27 protein-coding genes and 2 pseudogenes are annotated in these 20786 nt (G+C 59.1%); 16 read left to right on the top strand and 13 right to left on the bottom strand.

Annotated elements, in window-relative coordinates; genetic code table 11:
- Window positions 1-685 precede the first annotated feature (685 nt).
- Window positions 686-913 carry a hypothetical protein gene (locus EN824_RS31030; RefSeq protein WP_135918168.1) on the bottom strand — a complete coding sequence of 76 codons (228 nt, stop codon included), beginning with the start codon at window positions 911-913 and terminating at the stop codon, window positions 686-688.
- 402 nt (window positions 914-1315) lie between these two features.
- Between EN824_RS31030 and EN824_RS31025 the strand changes: the two genes are divergently transcribed.
- Window positions 1316-1615 carry a DUF1236 domain-containing protein gene (locus EN824_RS31025; RefSeq protein ID WP_135880760.1) on the top strand — a complete coding sequence of 100 codons (300 nt, stop codon included), beginning with the start codon at window positions 1316-1318 and terminating at the stop codon, window positions 1613-1615.
- A gap of 122 nt (window positions 1616-1737) precedes the next feature.
- Here EN824_RS31025 and EN824_RS36730 read toward each other — a convergent pair whose 3' ends face one another.
- Both EN824_RS36730 and EN824_RS35425 read right to left on the bottom strand, forming a co-directional pair.
- The gene (locus EN824_RS36730) at window positions 1738-2391 is read right to left on the bottom strand and encodes a hypothetical protein (protein ID WP_189522251.1); all 654 of its coding nucleotides are present in this window, start codon (window positions 2389-2391) and stop codon (window positions 1738-1740) included.
- A gap of 264 nt (window positions 2392-2655) precedes the next feature.
- Complete coding sequence (locus tag EN824_RS35425; protein ID WP_167531274.1) at window positions 2656-3072, bottom strand: hypothetical protein; 417 nt, start codon at window positions 3070-3072, stop codon at window positions 2656-2658.
- A gap of 1119 nt (window positions 3073-4191) precedes the next feature.
- Here EN824_RS35425 and EN824_RS31000 point away from each other — a divergent pair.
- The 3 genes from EN824_RS31000 to EN824_RS30985 all read left to right on the top strand — a co-directional run bounded on the left by EN824_RS31000 (window position 4192) and on the right by EN824_RS30985 (window position 5092).
- A complete protein-coding gene (locus EN824_RS31000) occupies window positions 4192-4413 on the top strand; it encodes a DUF768 domain-containing protein (protein ID WP_135918167.1) in 222 nt (73 codons plus the stop codon).
- Window positions 4410-4622, top strand: coding sequence for a DUF768 domain-containing protein (locus EN824_RS30995; protein ID WP_135918166.1), 213 nt, complete (start codon window positions 4410-4412; stop codon window positions 4620-4622). The genes EN824_RS31000 and EN824_RS30995 overlap by 4 nt, the downstream gene beginning before the upstream one ends.
- A gap of 266 nt (window positions 4623-4888) precedes the next feature.
- Window positions 4889-5092 carry a CsbD family protein gene (locus EN824_RS30985; RefSeq protein ID WP_091586081.1) on the top strand — a complete coding sequence of 68 codons (204 nt, stop codon included), beginning with the start codon at window positions 4889-4891 and terminating at the stop codon, window positions 5090-5092.
- Window positions 5093-5955: 863 nt separating this feature from the next.
- Here the strand turns inward: EN824_RS30985 and EN824_RS30980 are convergent.
- Both EN824_RS30980 and EN824_RS30975 read right to left on the bottom strand, forming a co-directional pair.
- Window positions 5956-6400, bottom strand: a pseudogene (locus tag EN824_RS30980) (NAD(P)H-binding protein); the annotation flags it as partial.
- Window positions 6401-6469: 69 nt separating this feature from the next.
- Window positions 6470-7813, bottom strand: coding sequence for a phospholipase D-like domain-containing protein (locus EN824_RS30975; protein ID WP_245511656.1), 1344 nt, complete (start codon window positions 7811-7813; stop codon window positions 6470-6472).
- Between the two features lie 180 nt (window positions 7814-7993).
- Here EN824_RS30975 and EN824_RS30970 point away from each other — a divergent pair, with 180 nt between their 5' ends.
- On the top strand, window positions 7994-8503 hold the full coding sequence (locus tag EN824_RS30970; RefSeq protein ID WP_135906978.1) for a pyridoxamine 5'-phosphate oxidase family protein: 510 nt from the start codon (window positions 7994-7996) through the stop codon (window positions 8501-8503).
- Between the two features lie 215 nt (window positions 8504-8718).
- Here the strand turns inward: EN824_RS30970 and EN824_RS30965 are convergent, their stop codons facing one another.
- From EN824_RS30965 to EN824_RS30960, 3 genes are all read right to left on the bottom strand, one after another.
- Complete coding sequence (locus EN824_RS30965) at window positions 8719-9549, bottom strand: Ku protein (RefSeq protein WP_135918165.1); 831 nt, start codon at window positions 9547-9549, stop codon at window positions 8719-8721.
- A gap of 87 nt (window positions 9550-9636) precedes the next feature.
- On the bottom strand, window positions 9637-9804 hold the full coding sequence (locus EN824_RS35420) for a hypothetical protein (protein WP_167531276.1): 168 nt from the start codon (window positions 9802-9804) through the stop codon (window positions 9637-9639).
- Window positions 9805-9818: 14 nt separating this feature from the next.
- Window positions 9819-10013, bottom strand: coding sequence for a hypothetical protein (locus tag EN824_RS30960; RefSeq protein WP_135906982.1), 195 nt, complete (start codon window positions 10011-10013; stop codon window positions 9819-9821).
- A 156-nt stretch (window positions 10014-10169) separates the two neighbouring features.
- On the opposite strand from EN824_RS30960, the gene EN824_RS30955 reads away from it, so the two are divergent.
- Both EN824_RS30955 and EN824_RS30950 read left to right on the top strand, forming a co-directional pair.
- The gene (locus tag EN824_RS30955; protein ID WP_135918164.1) at window positions 10170-10436 is read left to right on the top strand and encodes a hypothetical protein; all 267 of its coding nucleotides are present in this window, start codon (window positions 10170-10172) and stop codon (window positions 10434-10436) included.
- Entirely contained in the window at window positions 10433-10636 is a 204-nt protein-coding gene (locus EN824_RS30950; RefSeq protein WP_135880749.1) for a hypothetical protein, read from the top strand. Before EN824_RS30955 ends, EN824_RS30950 begins: the two co-directional genes overlap by 4 nt.
- Window positions 10637-10754: 118 nt before the next feature.
- Here EN824_RS30950 and EN824_RS30945 read toward each other — a convergent pair whose 3' ends face one another.
- The 3 genes from EN824_RS30945 to EN824_RS30935 form a co-directional block, all read right to left on the bottom strand.
- Window positions 10755-10868, bottom strand: coding sequence for a DUF982 domain-containing protein (locus EN824_RS30945; protein WP_272483032.1), 114 nt, complete (start codon window positions 10866-10868; stop codon window positions 10755-10757).
- 117 nt (window positions 10869-10985) lie between these two features.
- Entirely contained in the window at window positions 10986-11834 is an 849-nt protein-coding gene (locus EN824_RS30940; protein ID WP_135918163.1) for a hypothetical protein, read from the bottom strand.
- On the bottom strand, window positions 11776-12336 hold the full coding sequence (locus EN824_RS30935; RefSeq protein WP_135906986.1) for a M20/M25/M40 family metallo-hydrolase: 561 nt from the start codon (window positions 12334-12336) through the stop codon (window positions 11776-11778). Before EN824_RS30935 ends, EN824_RS30940 begins: the two co-directional genes overlap by 59 nt.
- Window positions 12337-12613: 277 nt before the next feature.
- On the opposite strand from EN824_RS30935, the pseudogene EN824_RS35415 reads away from it, so the two are divergent.
- Together EN824_RS35415 and EN824_RS30925 are read left to right on the top strand one after the other, a co-directional pair.
- Window positions 12614-12760, top strand: a pseudogene (locus EN824_RS35415) (sorbosone dehydrogenase family protein); the annotation flags it as partial.
- 118 nt (window positions 12761-12878) lie between these two features.
- A complete protein-coding gene (locus EN824_RS30925) occupies window positions 12879-13511 on the top strand; it encodes a methyltransferase domain-containing protein (protein WP_135880744.1) in 633 nt (210 codons plus the stop codon).
- On the opposite strand, the gene EN824_RS30920 is transcribed toward EN824_RS30925, so the two are convergent.
- Complete coding sequence (locus EN824_RS30920) at window positions 13505-13825, bottom strand: YMGG-like glycine zipper-containing protein (RefSeq protein ID WP_135881133.1); 321 nt, start codon at window positions 13823-13825, stop codon at window positions 13505-13507. The genes EN824_RS30925 and EN824_RS30920 overlap by 7 nt on opposite strands.
- 317 nt (window positions 13826-14142) lie before the next feature.
- On the opposite strand from EN824_RS30920, the gene EN824_RS30915 reads away from it, so the two are divergent.
- The 6 genes from EN824_RS30915 to EN824_RS30880 all read left to right on the top strand — a co-directional run bounded on the left by EN824_RS30915 (window position 14143) and on the right by EN824_RS30880 (window position 19467).
- Window positions 14143-15702 carry a recombinase family protein gene (locus EN824_RS30915; protein WP_135880743.1) on the top strand — a complete coding sequence of 520 codons (1560 nt, stop codon included), beginning with the start codon at window positions 14143-14145 and terminating at the stop codon, window positions 15700-15702.
- 80 nt (window positions 15703-15782) lie between these two features.
- A complete protein-coding gene (locus EN824_RS30910; RefSeq protein ID WP_245511659.1) occupies window positions 15783-16658 on the top strand; it encodes a plasmid partitioning protein RepB C-terminal domain-containing protein in 876 nt (291 codons plus the stop codon).
- 226 nt (window positions 16659-16884) lie between these two features.
- Complete coding sequence (locus EN824_RS36275; RefSeq protein WP_245521049.1) at window positions 16885-17532, top strand: hypothetical protein; 648 nt, start codon at window positions 16885-16887, stop codon at window positions 17530-17532.
- Between the two features lie 122 nt (window positions 17533-17654).
- Window positions 17655-17942: a hypothetical protein gene (locus EN824_RS36725; protein ID WP_167531277.1), complete on the top strand. Its 288-nt coding sequence runs from the start codon at window positions 17655-17657 to the stop codon at window positions 17940-17942.
- 672 nt (window positions 17943-18614) lie between these two features.
- Window positions 18615-18830, top strand: coding sequence for a CsbD family protein (locus EN824_RS30885; RefSeq protein WP_135906996.1), 216 nt, complete (start codon window positions 18615-18617; stop codon window positions 18828-18830).
- Window positions 18831-19098: 268 nt separating this feature from the next.
- Entirely contained in the window at window positions 19099-19467 is a 369-nt protein-coding gene (locus tag EN824_RS30880; RefSeq protein WP_135906998.1) for a hypothetical protein, read from the top strand.
- A 16-nt stretch (window positions 19468-19483) separates the two neighbouring features.
- On the opposite strand, the gene EN824_RS30875 is transcribed toward EN824_RS30880, so the two are convergent.
- Window positions 19484-19942, bottom strand: a complete 459-nt coding sequence (locus EN824_RS30875) for a TRCF domain-containing protein (protein ID WP_167531278.1) — start codon at window positions 19940-19942, stop codon at window positions 19484-19486.
- Between EN824_RS30875 and EN824_RS30870 the strand changes: the two genes are divergently transcribed.
- A complete protein-coding gene (locus tag EN824_RS30870; RefSeq protein WP_245521048.1) occupies window positions 19943-20599 on the top strand; it encodes a hypothetical protein in 657 nt (218 codons plus the stop codon).
- Window positions 20600-20786 lie beyond the last annotated feature (187 nt).

The raw sequence follows: 20786 nt of genomic DNA, 5'->3' as shown, positions 1-20786 counted from the left end.
CGCGCGGGCTCAGGATCGTTGGATTTAAGTGTAAGCTCTGAAATCGTCATGTGTCGAAGCCCTCAAAGGCTCCGAACATCGTTCCTCACGACCACGAGCGAAAGGTGCCACCGGAACAGCGCTTACGTTGAGGTTGCACTACCTCCATGCCCATCAGATTGCGTTGCGCGCTGAGCAGGGAGCTGTCAGAGGCGCCGGCCTGACTTGGCGGGCCTACCAGTCGGTGATGAAAGCTCACGAGAAACAAATCGATGAAGAGGCGCTCAAGCGCGTTCCCGGCGATCTGGATCTCACACCATATAGGGATCTAGATGACTTCGCTGTTTTGGAGCACTTGATCAAGGGCGCCTGTTAGAATTGCACCGGGATCGATGGCTCGGAGTATCTCCGGCTCTTCCAGGGTTGGCCCGGATAAATCGGCCATCTGTCCACCTGAATCGTTCGTCTGGCAGGCGCCTTATCCCCAACGCCCCTCGCCCAAAAAGGCGTCGGCCATCCTTCATCCTTCCCGCGCGAATGTGGGCTTCCAGTCCCGGTTGCGCGCCCGCTGCTGGCCTTCGCAGTCGGGAATGCCTGTGAAAAACACCTGTCGCCGATCGCGGCCGGCGGCTTTGCAATCCGGACACGAGGTCCTGACGTAATGAGCCATAGCCGGCCTAGGCGGTCGGGCAATGCTCGTAAGCGTTCAAATTCCGTGGGTCATCACAAGGTAGACAACAGGGACTAACGCCAACCAGCCGCCCATTCCCAGAAGCACCCACATAGCCGTGCGCTCGGTTCGCCTGACAAGATCGGCAATGTTTTCCTCGTCAGTCAAAGACACGGCGTTCGGCAAACCAGGCTCAGGCGAAGGATTGTCATTCGCTGCGTCGTTAGCGTTCGCATGCACCTTCGATATCTGGGCCAATGTCATCGTTTCCATACTCCAAATAGAGGACCCGCCAGCCTGCCGGAGCGGCTCGCGGGTCCTATCAGCACAGGAAGGGACGTAGCTGTGCCGATCCATGAAATGTCACCCGAGGATTATGCCCATCACCAAAAAGGTGACGGCCGTCGCGAAAATCGGCGCTAGCAACCAGCGCGCTTGCCCAACGCTTCTATCCATCTGCTTTCTCCGAATTTGGAGAAGCAACTACCCTGGCTCGAGGCCGTTCCGCCGTGTCGAAGAGGCACGACCATTGCGCATCTGCGAAGGGACCTTGGTCATGCAGAAGATCAGACCGAAGTCCCGGCAGGGAACGTCTGGCCTGCCGACAGGTTTGGATTTTTGGCGCACAGGCGGTCGTGCCGTTCGCCAGGTCAGAGGAGAAAAAGTATGAGAATGCACCTAACCAGCGGCGCCGCGGCGCTCGTTCTGCTTGCCGGCGTCGGCGCGGTGGCAGCGCAGGATGTTGTCATCACACCCGAACAGGACACTGTAGTGCGCGAATACGTGAAGAAGCAACCGCTGGCTTCAGTCAAGATTCCGGGAGTGGAACTGAACGTCGGCACGGCTCTACCTGACACGGTCGAGCTCCACGAAGTTCCGAACGTCAAGTATCGTTATGTAGTGGTCGACAAACACACAGTTCTGGTCGACCCGGGCACCCGCAAGATCGTCAAAGTCTACGACTGAAAGTTCGAACGAACTCGCGCCCCGCCGCCAACCGTGGCGGGGCGTGTAAGGCGTGCATCGCACGTCACACCTCAACCGGACAAATGAAGATGAAGAACCCTGAGCTTGAGACGACCGAGGCTCTAGTGGCGCGCTTGGCAGATCTGCAGGCGAGAATGCGGGCAGCGCGTATAACTGAGGCCGAACTCAAAATCTTTCACAAGGTCGTGGCCATCATGGATGTCGGTCACGGTCAGATTGCTGGCGACGACCTGATTGCTGCATCTTTCCTCACCGAAGACGCTGGTCAATGAGCGGCCGCCCGAAAGTCGTGGAAAGAAGCATGCCGCCTTGGCTTCGCCCGGCAGCGGCTCGGTAAACTGAATCCGACCGCCGTCCCGATCATGCTGGCCAGGATCGCGCGACGGCCTTCCAGCGCCATGTCGCGCAATCATGCATATTGAGATGCAGCAGATCGAAGGCCACGAAATAGAGGTCGTGCTGCCGGGGGGAGGTGGCCTTGCGCAGCCCGCGAAGTCAGACAGACCAGCATTGTTCAAAACGATGATTTCGCCGTTGACTATGGCGCTCTCCGCCCAAGGTATGCGGCTTAAGCCTCTGGCTCGCGAACTTGGACGCTCCAGTCGAGACCGTTGGGTGTAAATGCGGGTGCCATTCTCGTCGATAATGAGTTGCCAGCGAAAGCCGTCGAACTTCACCTCGTGCAGCCAGTTTTCGCCCTCGGATGGCTGAGCGATATGCGTCGGCATCAAAGGCGCGACAAACCTCAAACGCATGACTGGACTCGCAAAAGCGCGATTCCATCAGCATGTGCTAAAATAGTTTCGGGTAGGCTTGATGTTAGACACATGCGCTGACTCGCAACTGTGATTAAATTAGCATATGCTAATATAAGTCCGGAACTCGTGACGGCTTGTTTCGATCGCCATGACAAAGCTATCAGACCTCGGCCCACCGATTCCAGGCAAGGTGCACAGCGCGGTCTTCATTCGCGAAGCAGATCATTTCTATAACTGTCCGACATGCGGTCAGCCGGTCGATCAGCGCGACTTGCGCCAGATCATGTGGCACGAGGAGCCCGGCCACGAACCTTTGGAACCGGAGCCATCTGCGACGATTCTTGAATTTCGCCCGCGCAAATAGGCTCGCTGGCCCCAGCTGCGCGCGCTGCCGCCTTGCGCACGGAATCGCTCATAGGCTTCGTCTGCCGCGCGTTGCCTCTCGATCCGGTTGACCTCGGGAAGCGGCGGGGGATCGGACGGCGGCTTGCGCATGCACCATCTGTCGCCGCGAAAATCCCAATGCTCGATCGCAACAAGTTCAGAGCCGGAAAGGAGCACGCTGACGTTCAACAGAGCAAAGTGCAGCTTCCGCGCATCCCACCAGACCGCTGCGGGCCCGTGTTCCCATGGCGTCCAGCCCTTGCCGGGCCGCTCGGTCAGTTCGTGGTCGCGCAAGGATGCCTCTTATTTTCGTTCGTTCGGATGCTTCGGATCTATTTCAGGAAGAGCATAACCGCCCGTAGCCGGCGGGATGCTCATATCATCCCAACCTTGTGTCCCACCGGTTAGGCTCGGCGCCGCCTCCTCTCGATGCCCCCGGCGCCGAGCCGCCTAGATCGAGCGTGAGAATTCCTTTTCCTTAAAACGGCCAAGCAACGCTATGACGACGCCAGCGGCCAGGGTGAAGGCCAGGACGGCATCGGGCCTGCCCCTCCGTTGGCATCGCCCTCAAGGCCGCAGCGATTCGCCGGTCATTCATGTCGTCAGTCGCACCTGCAATCCCGACTGCAAACCTGGCACCCATTCGGCCTGCAGCCTGAACCGGACAGCCAATTTTTCAGCGAAGGCTGCCAAGCGTACTTCGAAGAGCAAACTGATGACACTACGCTGAACAGCCTTACGCGATCACGCCACATCCTCTGCTCCGACACATCGCCCATACTTACAACGCGGCGGAACCTGATCGGCTCGCCCGGCCGGCGCCTTGTCCCCAACGCCCCCGCCAAAAGGCGACAGCCATCCTTCATCCTTCCCGCTCGAACGTCGGCTTCCAGTCCTGGTTGCGCTCGCTGCTGGCGTTCATGAACTCCAGCCGGGCCATCCGCAAGCGCCTATAGAAGCGTGTCCAGGAGCACGCTGGACCGGCGCCGAAGGGCATGAAGCGGCCGGCGACGCAATGGGTAAAGCCTGGGCACATTGGCCGCGTAAAGCACCTGCGGGGCGAGGAAGACCTTCGTCACGCCCCGCTGCAGGATTTCCGAGAAGAGGAATAGCCTTGCCTTTAGCCGGCGCCCTGGTTTTATAGCGGCCTCGCTGTTGGAGTTGGGAGCATGCCAATTCGACACAAAGCTGCTGAGGCCGGCATTCTTCAGCCACCGGAACTGGCCCTGCTTGCTCGCGTTTTCATCGCCTCAAGAGCGATGATCAATCACCCGGTAGTCGTGACGCCCTCGCATCCCGTATCATTGCCAATTACATGGCCGGCATCAAAGATGAAGCCGAGCTGACATCGCTTTCGAAGCAGCCCCTGGGCCGGTAGGAGGAACCTAAGAGCCGTCCTGAAATTATGGCTTAATGAGCGCGCGTGGCATCGATTTCCTGGACCAATGGATCGCGAACAACGTCGCGGAGACGGCAAAAGCAGATGTCATCACCGTGGACGAACTTACCCATAAGCTAATTGCCGATGCGAAGGCGCTCGGCATTAAGCGTGGGGAGATCGACGAAGAGGTCGACAGCCTCTACCGCACCATCATCGAAGCCATCATGCATTTCGACCCCGGTCTTCCCGAGTGAGTTTGCGCGGCCGCTGGTTCCTTGACGACTGGGTCGTAAATCATTTGCCGGACGAACCGGTTGGCAATCCGATCGCTGCTAGCGACGTGGCCGATCAAATGTTGAAAGCTGCTGAAAAGCTGGGGATCGCACCCAGCGAGGTGACTGAAGAAGTGGGGAGCGTCTTCGAAGTGATCTTCGAAGCGATGGCGCATCGCCGTGGCGGCTGACTCGTTCGCAGTCCGTTCCCATTTTGGTCATCCCTGACGGCAACAATTGAGCATGACCTAAAATGTGTGGACGCGTTTTCGTAAAGCCACAATCCCCGACATGGTGCGGCGCTTCGAATTTGCTCATCCTGGCGATATCGCGCTTATAGCAGGAATTGCGCCCCGACAGTGTCTTGCTGCGACCCCGGTCATTTTATGAATCCCTGGTCGCCGGGAACCTCGGAGGTTCGACGACGTTCCGCCTTTTTCGAACAATGGAGGTCGTCATGGACTGGAACCGCGTCGAAGGAAATTGGAAGCAGGTGAAGGGTAAGGTCAAGGAACAGTGGGGGAAACTCACTGATGATGACCTTGATCGCATCGCAGGTAAGCGCGACCAGCTCGAAGGCAAAATCCAGGAGCGCTACGGCATCGAAAAGGATCGCGCGCGACGCGATATCGATGACTGGTATGGCAGGCAAGGTTGGTAAAACCGAAAGCGAAAGATGGCCCGGCGGTGGGCGGCGCCGGACCTACCTGCGCTCCCACGTTGATAGTTCGTCCTGACTTCGCTTCACCAGCCGAATGACAATTCAGCAGGCCAGCACATCGACCCCTTGCTTGGCCGGGGACTGCCTTCAGTCGACGCTCAGCTCCAGACTAATTCGCGCGTATAACGGTCTTCTCGCAGCAGCGCCCGCATACTCCTTTATCGCGGTCGAAGTCGGACGTGGTTCCAAGGGCCCCGGTGATCTGGCCGACTTGAGCTGGAGTTACATTCAATTCGTCCACGATGCAGCTGTCGCAGATAGCGATTGGCTTCTGAGCAGTAATCCACGAATTGACGCGCTGGGCAGTGTTCATTCACGAGCATCCACTGGGGCTTTTTCAGTTTTCCGATGCTATAAACAATTGGCGACTTCTAATGTTCCGTAGCCTCTTCTTTCCCGGCCACGACGCAGTCCGCGCCCCTCGCTTCTCCGCGGGAACCATCGCCGCCATGCAGAAAATCCGCTGGTGTGCCCATCGAGGGAATCACGAAGGAGAAGTCGGCCTTCGACCTGCCAGCGGAGAGTGGCCAGAGCTTTCAAGCTTTTAAAGGACCTGCCCACAGGGGCCACGAACAAACGCCGTAAGCGCGTAAAGTATCATGCCGATTCCGACGGGGAAGTCGTGCGTCTGAACCGTGTGTGCAAGGGTGCACCCGCCTAACGCCCGGGAAGGCGCGACCAGCATGCCGCATGACAGCGGCATTGGTCTTGTCCGATAGTATCTCGACGTTCTCGCTGCGCATCAGTGTCTTGCGGATCAGTTTGCAGCACCGTAAGAGCACGAGCCCGCCCACCCCGACCCTTTATGAGTTCACGGTCAGGGGCGATTTGCGCAACCACGTATCCGCGGTGAGTTGCTGAACGACGAAATCCGCGACATCGGCTCGCGCGATCGTCCCGCCATGTACCCCTGAAAGGTCGGTCACTGCCTTGATGCGGCCGCGCGCTGGCTTGTCGTTGAGCACCATCGGTCGAACGATGGTCCAGTCGAGCGTGCTGCCCCGGATGGCATCTTCCTGGCGATCCTTGTCTTCATAGACCTTCCGCAGCATCAGGGGCAGGAGCAGTCGGTCGAAGAAGAAACCGCCATGGCCGCGGCTGTCACCGGCGCCGAGGCCGGTGATGCATACCAACCGGCGGATGTTCTGCTGCTCCATGACCGACCAGCGCGCGCGTCGCCGTCGAGAGCAGGGTCACCTTGTGGAATGGGCTCATGGCAGGTGCCAATGAACTGACAACGGCATGCTTTGCCATTGATCAGCTGCCTCTCACCTGTTCGATCAGAGGCTTACATAGTGCGGCTTGTCTGCACAGACACTACAGCTGCGAGCGCAGTCTGCTCGACAACCAGTCCGTCACCTTTTCAGTCCACGGCCGCGCTTGCCACTCCTCAAGACTGATCTGCCTCGACCGCCCAAGGTCCTGGTTGAACAGATCGATCTGCGTCTGTGCGAAATCCTTGCCGTAAATGTTCAGATTGGCCTCGTCGTTGAGACGCAGCGACCGCTCGTCCAGGTTGGCCGAGCCGAAGCTGGCCCACACATCATCCACGATCAACAGCTTAGGGTGATACATTGTCGGCTGAAACTCGTGGATGCGCACCCCGGCTTTGAGCAACTCGCCCCAGAAATAGCGCGAGCCTTTTCGAACGATGGGGACATCCGTCAGCGAGTTGGGGACAATGACGTCGACCGCGACGCCTCTTTTCCTGGCGTCCAAGATTTGCTGGATCGCAATGTCGTCCGGAACGAAATAGGCCATTCCGATCCGCAGGTGATCCTTGGCGGCAGCCATGGCGGCCAACATCATCAACTCCATGTTTACAGAGCCATTCGGCTGGGAAGCCAGGATCAACTGCGCGCTGAGTGATCCTGCGGGTTCAGGTGGCGGGTAGAATTTTTCACCTTGCAAGGTCTCGCCTGCCGCCTCGAGCCAGTTCTCGGCGAACGCCGCCTGGAAGGCGGATACGGCGGGTCCTTCTACCTGATAGTGGGTGTCTCGCCACTCATTCGGGTTGCGTGCGTCTCCCAGCCAGTTGTCGGCGATCCCGACGCCTCCGGTAAATGCGATCTTCCCGTCAATTATGAGAAGCTTGCGGTGGGTTCGATTGTTCACCCGATCCATTGTGTACCAATGGACGGGTCGATAACGCTGAAACCGCACTCCGGCGCTCGTCATGACGTGGACTAGATCTTCGTCGAAGGGGAGGCTGCCGGCCCAGTCGACAAGTACGCGAACCTCGACGCCGTCTCGCGCCTTCGCAGCCAAAGCGATGGCGAAGTCGTAGCCGACCGTACCCGACCAATAGATGTAGGTTTCCATATCGATGCTGGAATGAGCAGCATGGATCGCTCGCAGCATCGCCGGAAAGATATCGTCGCCATTGACCAGGGTCTGTACGGCATTCGCATCGTACATCTGTCCGTTTGAATAGCTGCTCATGCTCCTTGCGAATGCGGGATCTTCAGCATTGAAAACGTGTGGGACGATCGTGCGCATCGCGCGTGGATCCGGCATCAGGTTAATCGCCACCAGCGTGACCAGGCCGGCCGTGATAGCAACGGCAAGATATTTGAGATTATCGAGCCAACGCCCAAGCCTTGGCCGGACGGCGACCGCCTTTCTGATAGCAGATCGCATTCCAAAGTTGCTCAGCCGCACGTCTCTCGCCATGTTCAAAGGGTGAATTCGCCCAACAAGAACACTCGATTGGGATGAGGGTTCCCGGATGGAATGCACCGGGCTGGGTCCAGTCTGCACGGTGTCGCTTCGCGCGATTGACTGGAACGTGGAGACCCTCCCGGAGTTGTAGCAAAATCACCTTATCCCGAAGGACAACTCATGACCCACGATCGAGAGCAAGATAGCGACCTCACCCCGGCCCAGGCCACGGACCGGATCTGGGGACTCGCCACGGATATCGACATCTGCATGTTTGTGACCTGGGACGGGAAATACAATCGCGCCCGTCCTCTCTCGGCTCGCGTCAGGAGGGACGAGGATGCCGTCTATTTCCTCGTCAATGACGACGGCGCCAAGAACAAGCAGCTGGCGAAATATCCCAAGGTGACATTGGCCTGGAGCGACAGCAGCCACTACAAATACGTTACGATCTCGGGGTCGGCCGCAGTGACAAACGACAGAGGGAAAATCGCGGAGCTCTGGGAAAAGACCGACAAGGCCTGGTGGGAAAGCGCCAGCGATCCTGAAATCCGGCTTATCAAGGTGACCCCGGACGAAGGCGAATTGTGGGACAGCCCGGGGCTTGTCGTCGCTACTGCAAAGATGGTTTTCGCTGCAGTTACCGGGGCCAAACCTGATGTTGGTGACAATGCCAAGGTGCAACTCTGAAATTCCCGGTGAGGCTTGTTGCAGGGGCAGGCAAGAGTGAACCGGAGCACCTTGCCCAGCAAGGATCCGGGATATTCGGCTAGTCTATTTCGATAATCTTCCGATGCGCTTCCCGCAGCTTGGGCCGCAGCCTTGCAACATCCCGCACGAACATTCGCAGCCTGGCTTTGGACGCTGGAGTGCGAGGCTGAGGCGGGCAGGCTCGAGCGCCCTAGCTAGGCCGATCGCTTGCGCGATGCCGTGGCTTTGCCTTTCTCCGACTTGCCGTCCGCTTGCGCCAGGCTCTTGCGCAAAATCTCGGCCAGGTTGACGACATTTTCCTTCGGCTTGGGCGCCGGTTTTGGCGGCGGCTTGCCTTTGCGCTTGGCCTCGATCATCGCGATCAGCGCGTCCTCGTAGGTGTCTTCAAATTTCGACGGATCGAAACGGGTCACTTTCTTGTCGATCAGCAGGCTGGCGACCTCGATCAGGTCCGCATCATATTCTACCTTCTTGATATCGGCGAACACGCTTTCCGCAGATATCATCTCGCCGTGGCTGCGCAGCTCGGTCAAGAGCATGCCTTTGCCGAAGGGCTGGATCAGCACTTCGCGGCCACGCTGGTAAAGCACGACGCAGGAGCGGGCCGCGACCTTTCTCTCCTCCATGGCCTTGCGGATGATTTCAAAAGCTTCGGCCGCTGCGCCGTCGGCCGGAATGAGGTAATACGGCTTTTCAAGATATCGCGTGTCGACATCGTCGAGGTCGACAAACTCGCCGACTTCCAACGTGTGCTCCGAGGTAAGCTTCAGCTTTTTGAGTTCATCGGGCTCGACATGCACGTAGTCGTCCTTGTCGATCTCGAAACCCTTCACCTGGTCCTCGGCGTCGACTTCCTCCTCAGTCGCTTCATCGATGTAGGCGCTTTTTTCCGGCAAGCCGTCCCTGCGATTGAGAATTTTGAAATGGATCTTCGACGCCTCGCTGGTCGCGCCGACGATCTTCACGCCACATGTAACGGATCCGACTTTCAAGAAGCCCTTCCAAACGGCTCGTGGTGCGGTCATGCGGGTTCCTCGATGGCTGATAGCCAACAAACGGACGCCACCTGCAATTGTTCCTACGAACCCCGGCCATCTGGCGCCGGACGCGACTCAAGGCATCCCCGCCGCCAGTTGATGGGCTGGACAGATTGTTCCGGTCATGTTGGTGTCGACGATGCGACGGGCCTTTTTTCCAGTCCTGGTCGAGAAAACCGTGCCGAGGCCGCGCCCGGCATTTAGAAAAAGAAGATCGATACGATCGCCGATCCGGGCGATCAATTTTTCGGCGCCCTCTAGGGTTGCCAGATCGACTTCAAGCGCTTCACCGCCACGTCTTCGACGAAAGCGCCCTCGGCCGCTTGCCTGATCGCCGGCTCATCGGCCGCGATGATCAAGTTAAAACCGGCCCTCGCCCAAAGTTTGGCGAGTTTCTTGTCTATCTCCTTGAGGCCCCGGTAACCACCGCCAGTTTTGTTGCTGCCGGTCATATTTTGCGCTCCTGGTTGCGCCCCAACCACCGCGCGGCAGGATTGTCCCTTGGATCCGTGCGCCAGCGTCAGATGGTGCGGCGGCCCGGAAGCGAAGTTTTCTGTACAGGTGGAACAACACTCGTGTCCGGAAGTTCGGCAGCCAAGGAGAAGCAGATGCAGTATGCCCAAGACATCGCGCTGAAACGGGTTGGTATTCTGATCGAACACTATGTCGTGGCCAGAAGCACTTCCTGCGATTTTGTCTCGACGGAGTCGGCTTGCCAGGCTGTCCGTCCCTTCATGCGCAGTCCGGTCGATGACGCGGCACTCGATCTGGTGCTGGCCAGAAAAGCATCACGGCAAGGCCTATCGGTTCGATTTGACCGGGTGGGTCACTGGTCTAACGTCTTGCCAGTGGCACGGAAGGGAGGCTTGGAATGAGAACCATTCTGTTGGTGACGATTGCGCTTGCTGCCTTGACGGGATGCAATGAGGATCCCGCCAAATCCAAGACGGATACGGTCAACAGCCAGCCTGTCGACAAGAACCCGAAGATCGACAGCAATCCGACGCCGCAGAGCAGCACCGGCGGCGACCAGCAGGGCACGCAGCCCACTCAACCGACATTGCCCAAACCCTGAGGGCTAGGTCTAAGCCCTGAGCTGTGAAGTAAAGTGCGGGACGAGGTCAAATCGGTTCGCAGCAGTATTCGGCGTCTCTGCCTCCGACGAGGAATGCCTGCCTGGCAAATCGCGCCGGCTATTCACCGCGCAGTACCGCGAGGCAGCCCCTGAGTGCCGCGAGACGAACTTCCGAGGCCGGCGCCGGCCAGTCACGCAACAGGAGTTGCGCTGAATCGGCCACCGTAATCACCACCCGGTCCCGGTCAATCCGGCCGGGCGCCCTCGCTTCCACCCAGCGCCGTCCAACTCTGCGTTCGCCAAATTCTTCCTCCGTTAGAGTGGACAAACGAAGTGCTCTGCGTCCGCGTCAGCCTTCGTTGAGCAAAGCCGTACAGACTTCGCCAAGGACGCGTGGCAGCACGTTGAACGAGTAGCCGATGTGCAGCCGTTCCAGCGGCGTGTGATAGTCCCGACCCCACGGACCGATGTTGATCGTCGGAATGTTGGCCAGGCCACGATGCAGGGGCCACCGCACACCGTCGCGCCACATAGGTGTGTTGCGGGCAACAACGTCGAGCGAAGACTCGACCGCCTCCCCAAAGAAGCTCATATCAGAGATGCCCGCGAAATAGTCCGCGCAGCCGATTGCACAGCCGTAGCGTCGGGTTGCGTTGGCGGCGATCTCTAAGGCAATTTCGCGCAACCTCTTTGCAGCCGGTGTTTGGTACAGATTTGTCGGCAAATAGGGGATCGAGCCAAAGCCGACGACGATCGCCGGCTCGGAAAGATGGCTCAATCGCCACGCTTCTTCCGTGACGAGCCGACACTGTTCAGGCAGCGAGAGCTCTCCGTCGGCAAGCGAAGCGCCGAGTTCGCCCAGCTTGGACTTGGCGTCCTCGTCGAGGCCGGCAGCAATAGCCTCAAAGCGGTGTAGCGCAACGCTATCGACCAGGTTGACCGCAGCGGAGCCATTGCCTGGGCCGAGGCGCAGCTTGAGATCTCCCAGGCAGGCCGAAACCGCATCGGCGCAAAGCCGCTCGAAACGGTCGAGCATCTCGTCTGGCGCCCAGCGATAGCTCAGCACGTTGAAGGTGACAAAGGCGCTTGCCGGCGTTGTCACGTCATAGCCGGCCTTGCTGTCGTGGATGCTGAGCAGGCTAGCCGGCGTGCCAGTCCCCAACTGGGACTGGTCGGTCAGTTCCGGCGCCCATTCCACGCGCTTGGCGATGGCGGCGGCCAGCTGCGGCGTTCAAGCCGTTCAACGGAAAGCCGCTGTGGGCAGGGATGCCGATCACATAGGCGGTGGGCAGTAGTTTGCCGACGGTGCCCAGGGCGATGATGCGACCCTTGCTGCCGTCGCCATCGTCGGCGATCGCATCGAGATTGATTGCCGCGGCCAAGTCGAGATCGCGTTCGCGCGCGATGAATGGCAGCGCCTGCGCGGCTTTGCGCGCGCCGGCCGAATTGTTCTCCTCGTCGGGAACGGCGAGGAAAAAGATGTTCCCCGGCGGATTGGCGCTCTCGGCGAATTGCGTGCAGACGGCCAATCTCGCCGCGAGGCCGGCTTTCATGTCGAGCAGGCCGCGGCCGGCGAGAAATTCCCCCGAGGCAAAATCGGCGCGCGCGCGTTGGGCGGCCGCTGTGCCACCATCTGCGAGGCTTTTGCCGAGCGCCGGCGTGAGCAGATGGTCGGTTGGCGATATCCTCCAACGCGCCATAGTCGCGGGTGGTGACCGTATCGTAGTGTCCCGTCAGCACGACAGTGGCTCGGCCGCTGCCGCGCAGCAGCATCGCCACGCAGTGTCGGCCATCTCTGGGTTCGACCTCGATGGTCCATATTTCCGCTTGGCGAAAAGCGGTCTCCTGGCCCAGCTTGCCCGCCAGCCTAGTGTTTGCGAGCCCGTTCCTTCAAGAGCGCGACAGGGCTGGACCAAGCAGCGCGAGCAACTGTTTCCACGTCGCTCTCCGGTCGAAGCTACCGCGACGCAAGGCTGCGCGAGCTCGGCCGAAGATAGTGGACCGAGCAACCGGAAAACCCTGCTGCGTGACACCAACGGTGACGGCGTGCCAGAATATCAGGGCGTGTTCCTCGATTATCTCAACTCGCCGTTCGGCGTCGCTCTGATCGGCAACGATCTGTACAGATGACGGTTCAATAGGCTATTCGCGCCTATGGTCCTGGGTGCGATAGGCTGTCCTGTCATCTTTTGCCCACTTGCCTGGGCTAGGCTCATCTCGCGGCGGGCAGGAGGAGGTCGATGTGACGACGACAAGCCTTGCCGGCACCCTGAAAAACCGCAGCAAACAGGTGGCCAAACGCCTGCTCGGCTATGATTCGCGCAACTGGCTGCGCATCCGCCAGATTGAGGCGTTCACGCTTTTCCTAGAAGCCGGAAACCGCAAGGCCTCGGACGTGATCGAGATCTCGCCCGGCTGGAACCGATACTGGCGGACAATGTGCCCAAACTACCGGTCGGTCGATTTCCCCGCCTTCGACATCTGCCGGGACCGTACGGAAGAAGAATATTCCATCGTCATCGCCGATCAGGTGCTGGAACATGTCCGGCGGCCGGCGGCGGCCGTGCAAAACATCCACGCCATGACCAGGCCAGGCGGCTGGGCGATGGTGGCGACACCGTTCCTGTTTCGCGTGCACGCCAGGCCACACGACTACAACAGGTGGACGCCCGCCGGCCTGAAGCAGCTGATGGTCGAGGGCGGCTTTGCCGAAGCAAATGTCAAGGTCCATGGCTGGGGCAACAAGGCCTGCGCCAGGGCCCACATCGGTGGCCCTGTGCGCGCCTACGGTCTGTGGCGGGACCTCAGCAACGACGAGGAATACCCGCTGATGGTCTGGGCCTTCGCAAAGAAGGGGGCGGCAACGGCTCAGTAGTTGCCGTTGTAATAGCGGTCGTCGCAGGGTGCGGTGTAGATGCGGCCGTAGCGGTCCTGGTAGCGGCAGAGCTGTTCGCCGCGGGGCTGCTGCGGGGTGGTGGCGGAACCGACGACGGCGCCGAGCAGCGCACCGCCAGCCGCGCCGATGACAGTGCTCTTGGTGTTGCCGCCAATCGCCTGGCCGACCAGCGCGCCGCCGGCGCCGCCGAGGAGCGCACCCGTGGTGGCGCGCTGCTGGCCTTCGGTCTGCGACTGGCAGCCGGCAAGTGCTGCGGTAACCAGCACCGCGAGAATAGCCTTCTTGATGATCATCACTGGAACTCCACTCAAAGCCCCGGGGACTGACGGACAGGGGCGAATGAAGCCCGAGTGCGGTTGCATTGCGGCGGAACGGCGGCGCGGATTCTCACGAAGTGAGTCAGGGTTTCCCATGAGTTGAAAGCCATGGTTTCCAAAGCGGAAAAGAAACGGGCATACCCGCTGATCTCAACGGCCGATATAGTTGCGCACGGATATATATCTGGATGCGGCCGACGGCTCGCATTCGAAGCAAACTCGACATGTTTTCCTAACCAAATCGCAGGCGGTACAGGCCTCTATTATCAGGTCTGAGTACCATGGCCCGCGCGATGGACAAAGCAACCACCCACCCCGAGTTTGAAAGGCGAAGGGCTCGCGCTGCTCAATACCTGCGCATGTCGACGGATAGGCAAATCTACTCCATCGACAATCAGAAGGACGCGATCCGTAACTATGCAGATGTCATGGGTTATGAGATCGTTGCCACGTATGAAGATCCGGGCCGAAGCGGGCTCAACATCTGGGGACGCCCGGGCTTGAAGCGGCTGATCGAAGATATCGAAAGCCGGCGGGCCGATTTCGAAACTGTCGTGGTCTATGACGTCAGCCGATGGGGACGCTTTCAGAATACTGATGAAAGCGCCTCTTATGAATACCGATGCCAAAGAGCCGGAGTGCGGATCGAGTTCTGCGCGGAACTGTTCGTCAACGATGGGAGCGTCGGGTCCGACGTGCTGAAGGCTATTAAGCGTAGCATGGCAGCAGAATACAGCCGAATGCTGTCAGAGAGGGTCTTTGCTGGCCAAAGCCGCATAGTCAAACTCGGTTTCAGCGGCGGTGGCCCCGCGGGCTATGGGTTGAGGCGCCTTCTTGTCGACGGCTCTGGAAATCCGAAGGGAATCCTCCATCACGATGAGCGAAAAGGCCTGGCCAGCGACCGCGTCGTTCTCGTTCCCGGGCCTGAAAATGAGGTTTCAACCGTCCGATGGATATTCAACCAGTTTGTGAAAAGGAGAAAAACGGCAGTCGAAATTGCGGCTGCTCTAAACGCGCGCGGCCTGGTCACCGAGTTTGGCCGGCCTTGGACCGGAGAGTGCGTAGGCACGATACTGGCCAGCGAAAAATATATCGGCAACAGTGTTTGGAACCGGATATCCCACAGGCTTCTGCAAAACCGGGTAAGAAATCCGCCAGGCGCATTTGTGCGCGCCGACAACGTCATCAAGCCGCTCGTAACCCGGGCGGTGTTCGATCGTGCGCAAGCTATCAGGCGGGGGCGCACCTACCTCAGATCCGATGAGGAGTTGCTGGCCGATCTGACCAAGCTTTGGAAAGAGCGGGGACGGCTGTCGAGTCCGATAATTGATGCAGCTCCAGGCTGTCATTCAGCCAGCATTTACGCGCATCGCTTTGGAAGCATGAACGCCGCCTACCAGTTGATCGGATACGACGGGTCGGCGAACTATCGGAAACTCGACATCAGAAGGCGGCTCATTCAGATTCGGCAGCAAACAATCGAGAACTTGATCTCGGACATCGGCGGGGTCGGTGGCTCGGCGCTGTACGATCCCCAAACAAAGATTATGCGTGTCAATGATGAATTCTCCGTGGCGATTTGGACTGCGCAATATCGGATGAACGTCGCCGGGTTTCCACGCTGGCCGTTCTGGAAGCGGGGTCTCATCGGGCCAGAGGTGACGATTTTGATCAGGATGGAGACCGATAATCAGACCGTTCGTGACTTCCTAATCGCACCCGCTCATGAAGCGCATTCTGCCCTTCACATGCTCAAGGCCGACAATGGCGTGCGCCTTGATGCCTTCCTGTTCGCTTCGCTTGATCCTGTGGTTGAGATGGCGAGACGAGAACCAATGCCGGCAAATATATGAGAACTACGAAAGCCGGGCTTCGCGACTTCGTCACAAACAATCGGCATGCCATTCGGCTGACGGTAGATTCGCGGGCGCCGATGAACCCGCTGCGTGTCTCCGGTTTGTTGAAGACCTACAGGCGCCAAGTCGACAATATGCAGGAATTCATCAGGGAAGCCGACGCGGTGAAACACCAGATGGAAAGCGTCGTCGATGCCTTTCGTCATGTCCTGCGCATCGCTGCATTTCAAGGATTGCTTCAATCGAATGGCTTCGCAACGCTTCCTTCGATCTTGATGCAAAATTCGCCAGAGGCCGGGGTGAAAGCGGGTATCTGCGAAGACCGGCAGATTTCCTTGCCGCGCGTCGACGAGCCGCTTGTCGAAGGCATCTGCCTCGAAGCTCTCGACATGCTGAACGATTTCGGCGCCCCCTTGAAGATTTTCGGCTTGTTACGAGAGGTCGTGCCGGGCCGGCAGGTTGAGGTTGTCCGGTTGATGCTCGCGATGAACCGCGTGGAATTTCGAGTAGCGAGGCTCTTGATCGAGCTCACCCCACGATCACAACTCACCAATCCCTTGGCTCGCAGAAAAAGATACGAGGGTATTTCCCCGGCGCAAATGGCCGCCATGGAAGCCAACATTGCCGAGGTCAGCCATGACTATCTGAGCGCTGCCAGCACCCACGGCTCAGAAATGCTAAACCTGATCGCCGCTACGAGCTATTTCGACCGACTGCTGAACAACCCCAAGCTGGTTCGATATCTGGCGCGCAATTTCGCGGGGCAACTGGAGGTGTTTCAGAACTTGCTCGACTTCCGCGAGGCTCGATACAAAGAAACACCCGCCGCAAGCCGGGTCGCAAGCGATCGGTCATCACCCTTAGTTTCGCGGCATGCTGTGGACCTCGAGCCGGACCGGCCCGCCCCGGTCGCAGCTCGTGCAGAGAAGCGCTCGCTCAACAGTGCTGAATAGCGCGTCCCTCCCGTATCGGCGGATAAGTCCGGCCGCCTTTACCGGGGCATGGTGGGAGCAATTCTTGCACCAGGCTCGCAGAGTGTGCCATTCTCGCAGATCGCCGAGCGAGACGTCGAGTCCGGCGTGTATGCTGCCGTCGATGATCGTTTGAGGCGGAAGCTTTACTTCGCCCGGCGTGACCATTTTCTCCATGACGTGGCGGCTGTTGTAATGGATCAGCAGCATGCCGGGCCGGCGCCTGATGGCGGCATGCCAGGCAGCTTGGCTCACCATCGCATCCGGCGATCGACAGATGGTTTCGAGATGCGTCTTCTCCTCCCGATCCCAAACCTCGATCCGGAAATTGTCTTCGGCGGTGTCCACCATCTATGGGCGCGCCTTAAGCCAGCCGCGAGAAAACCCATTCGAGACCGCCGCGCGTGACAAAGCGAGTTCCCGCTCAAGTTTGGCGTTCCTGGCCAAGACGGTCAGCAAGGCGACCACAACGTCGCCACCGGCTGCAGCTATGGCCTGCTGGGCAGTAAACTCCAAATCGGACATAGCTTCGCCAATCGGCGCATTTTGGCGCTTTCCCATGGCCTTTTTCCTGCTCAGATACATCAGGAATAAGGAACATATTCCTGTCAGGTCAAGAGGTATTGACTCTCATGTTCTCATTTTGTTCACTGATGGCAAATTGGTGACAGGAGATGAGCTTTTCCTCTCGCTCGGCGTGGACTACACCCACATTGACCTCGGTCATAAGACGAGCACGGGCAACAACGTGTTCGATAACGGCAGCCTCGGTGCTAATCCTGAGACCTATCGCACCGACGCAAAAGTTGATGCCGTGATGGCTAGGCTGACCTACAAGTTCGGGATGGGTCAGTAGTTTTTAGCCACAAAGCCAGCGAGAAGAAAGCCCGGCAGATTGCGGTGCGCCCGGCTCGAGCCTTTCAATATAGCGGAGCCGGGCACGCACGCGGCCTAGTCGTTGCCCTGATCGATGACGACATGTCGATGGTGATGGCGACGGTGACCCATCGTCACGATGACCGTATCCCGGCGGTGATGGCGGTGGCGCCACGCACGCTCGCCATTGTCATAGAATGCGACATGCCCATGATGGCGATGATGGAGCCGACCTCCCTCGTCATTATAGACAACGGCGCGATGGTGGTGACGGTGATGCGACGTGATCACCACATCAGCCTCGGCGGCCGTGGCGATAGCCGGGATGCCAAGAGAAAGCGCTACGGCGCTCAAGATCAAAGCCTTCATGTTTATAGTCCTGTCTGCTGATTACGGTGTCCCTTCAGCAGATGAATGTGATCATTCGCCTTTGTTCCGACCCGCAAAAGGTTGATGAAAAGCATTCCGCTTATGTTGTGGACAATGAATCGCCCGGACGCGGTGGTCCCCGGCCGGGATGGAACCGCTACGTTGGGGCAGGGTAGACGTTCGAACCTGACAGGCCAGTGACCCGACGGGCCACGCCATCAACTTCTGCAAGGAAGCTAGCTAGTTCGAAACGCCGTCGGCCAGACAAAATGAACCTCGACGCGACGGCCTCAGCGTCGAGTTTGATGTTGACCGGATCGACGCCATAGCTCTCCCACAACGCTCTGTATTGACGGATCAAGGTGACATCGTCAGCCGGGGCCCCCTTTGCCAACGAGGTAGTTAATCACCTGACAACGCGGACTAGGTCCTGCCGTTTCGCAGGTGACATGCTCATCGAGAAGTCTCTCGAAGAACGATGTGCGTACGGTGTCCGCATGCCGACGAAACCCACGCTGCGCATCACTCCAGGTTTATCGGGAGAGGCGACCGTGTGCGGCGAGGGCGAGCCCGAAAGGTCGAGGCGATGAAGCCATTGGCTCAATCATTCTCCCTGGCAAAGCCCTGGAACTTCTCGATGACTCTGACGTTGCGGGTGGCCACGGTTTACAGCCAACGAAGAGGAATATTTCTATGGGCAGCAAGAGCGACAAGGCCTCGGGTCTAGCTAACCAGGCGGTTGGAAAAGCCAAGGAAGGCGTTGGCAGAGCGTTAGGCAATGACAGGCTCAGGGACGGAGGCGAGGCGCAGGAAGCCAAGGGCAAAGTACAAAAGGCGGTCGGCGATGCAAAATCGGCTGTCAAGGACGCCACAAACAAGGTCGCGGCCAAGATCAACAAGAACCTCTGAGCTCCGGCTGCCGACCCGAGAGGCCGTCGGTGAGGAGCGGGCTGTTTGGACAAATGTCTTCCCCATCCAACCCCCGACGCGCGCATGATGCAAAAGCCGCTGATGCGCACCAGTCACCCTCGGCGACCCTGTTGGCGGCGATCCGTGAACGCAGATTTCGGCTTTATATCAGTGCGTTGTTTAGCTGTGCACAAGTGCTTTTGACTGTTGTGGTTGCCGACGAGTCCTGCAAGCTCGCCACATGATTTCCGCAGGCTTGGATGAGATCATGTTTGAGATGGTGGTCGGCACCATCCGCCACATGCCAGGCCCTTTCTCCGACAAGGTTAACCTCGTCGCCGAGCGCACTCAGGGCGTGGTCCTCTTCGAGCTTCGTGTCGATGGGGATCGACACCTCCAACGCATCGCCGCGCTAGCCTATCCGACCGGGGGCCTTGGACTGATGGCTCTCGACAAATTGGGGCAAGCGGTAATCTGCCATTTTGCGGGTCACGCTTTCGATGACTTCACCCAACCGTTGGTTCGCTGGTCCCTCCTCACCATGGCTGAGCAGGCTTCCGGCGACTGCCTCGGCGCGACACTTCTTCTGGTCGAAGCGCTCCGTTGCGAAGGACACTTTCTTTGCCAACCCTGCTGACAAAGATTCGGCTTGTTTAGGTCGTTGCCGCCCGGCAAAGATCGACAAGCTTTCTCGCGGCGCGCAAACGTCCCGGCCCCGGTGTCGTCGCGATTTTGAATATCACGCGGTCTTCGCGTGGGCTGCAATCTGGGTGCTTTTGCAGACGGGCTAGAAGCTTCGAGTCCAGCTTCGCGAGCTCGATGGCGATGGCTGCGGGGCCGGCGCCGATCCTGACGATGCCGGCGCCAGCGGCGGCTTGTTTCAACCGGGCCAACTCAATGAGCATGATCGTTTCTGGTGGCGGAGCGCCGAAACGGTCTTCCAATTCATCGGCGAAGGCATCGATCTCAGCTGCGCGCTCGAAGCGTTGCAGCCGGGAATAGAGGTTTAGTCTGACGGTGGCGTCGGGGACATAGTCCGATGGGAACGCGCCCGAAAATTCAAGGTTGATCGCGGGCTCCGATATCGATCTGTCGTCACCTCGCTCTTTCATATGTTCATCCAGACCGAGTTCATGAAATCGGGCGGCCGCTGTGAGCATGTTGTCTCGGACAACGGCTTCGATTGGACTGTGATGGGGTCCGCGATCGATGCACTTCCCGGTACGGATGAGGACGGGATCTACGATCCGCATCCGGCCCTGATCGGTGGCAAGCGCTACATCGTCTATTCAGGCATGCCACGGTTTACCAAGGTTCCGCAGCCCGACATCTATCTCGCGCGCAGCCAGTCGGATTCGTGGTTTGGGCCGTGGAAGCGGGTGGGCAAGATACTCGACCATACCGATTTGTCTCACCACAATTCGCGTGAGCATCCTGACTATGAATGGGGCATCGAGGGTGCGCAGCTTGTCGAGCTCCCGGGCGGGCGCATTCTTCTCAACGCGACATGCTTTCTCCCCGAAGGGCCACGCGGCAGCCGCCAGCGGGTCTTTTTCGCCCTCGCCGAGCATGTCGAGGGCCCTTACCGCACGGTCGGGCCGGTTCTTGACCCTGGAGAACCAGTTGAAAATGGTCACTCGACCGTAGTCATCGAGGGCACTCGGCTGGTCCTTTTCTACCAGAGTCGCAGGGCCGCGACAGGTCATCGCTGGCGGTACGGCGTCGCTAAATGCGACCTGGCAAGGCAGGCATGGTCCAACGTGGCTTGACGTTGGCCATCCACGCTGCAGCTAGCTTGGACGCGCGCCCTGATCGTGAAACCAAGCCGAAACCTACCTCACGTCGCCCGCTCTCCGCTGGCGTCGCTGATCTTGTCCCTGACGGCCTTTTCGGTTTCCGAGGCTGCGGTTTTGACGACGTCAGAAACTGTGTTGATGATCGAAGCAGGATCGGCGC

It is taken from the genome of Mesorhizobium sp. M8A.F.Ca.ET.181.01.1.1 (assembly GCF_004792025.1).
Classification (GTDB): domain Bacteria; phylum Pseudomonadota; class Alphaproteobacteria; order Rhizobiales; family Rhizobiaceae; genus Mesorhizobium.
This window is presented reverse-complemented; position numbering and strand designations above follow the sequence as displayed.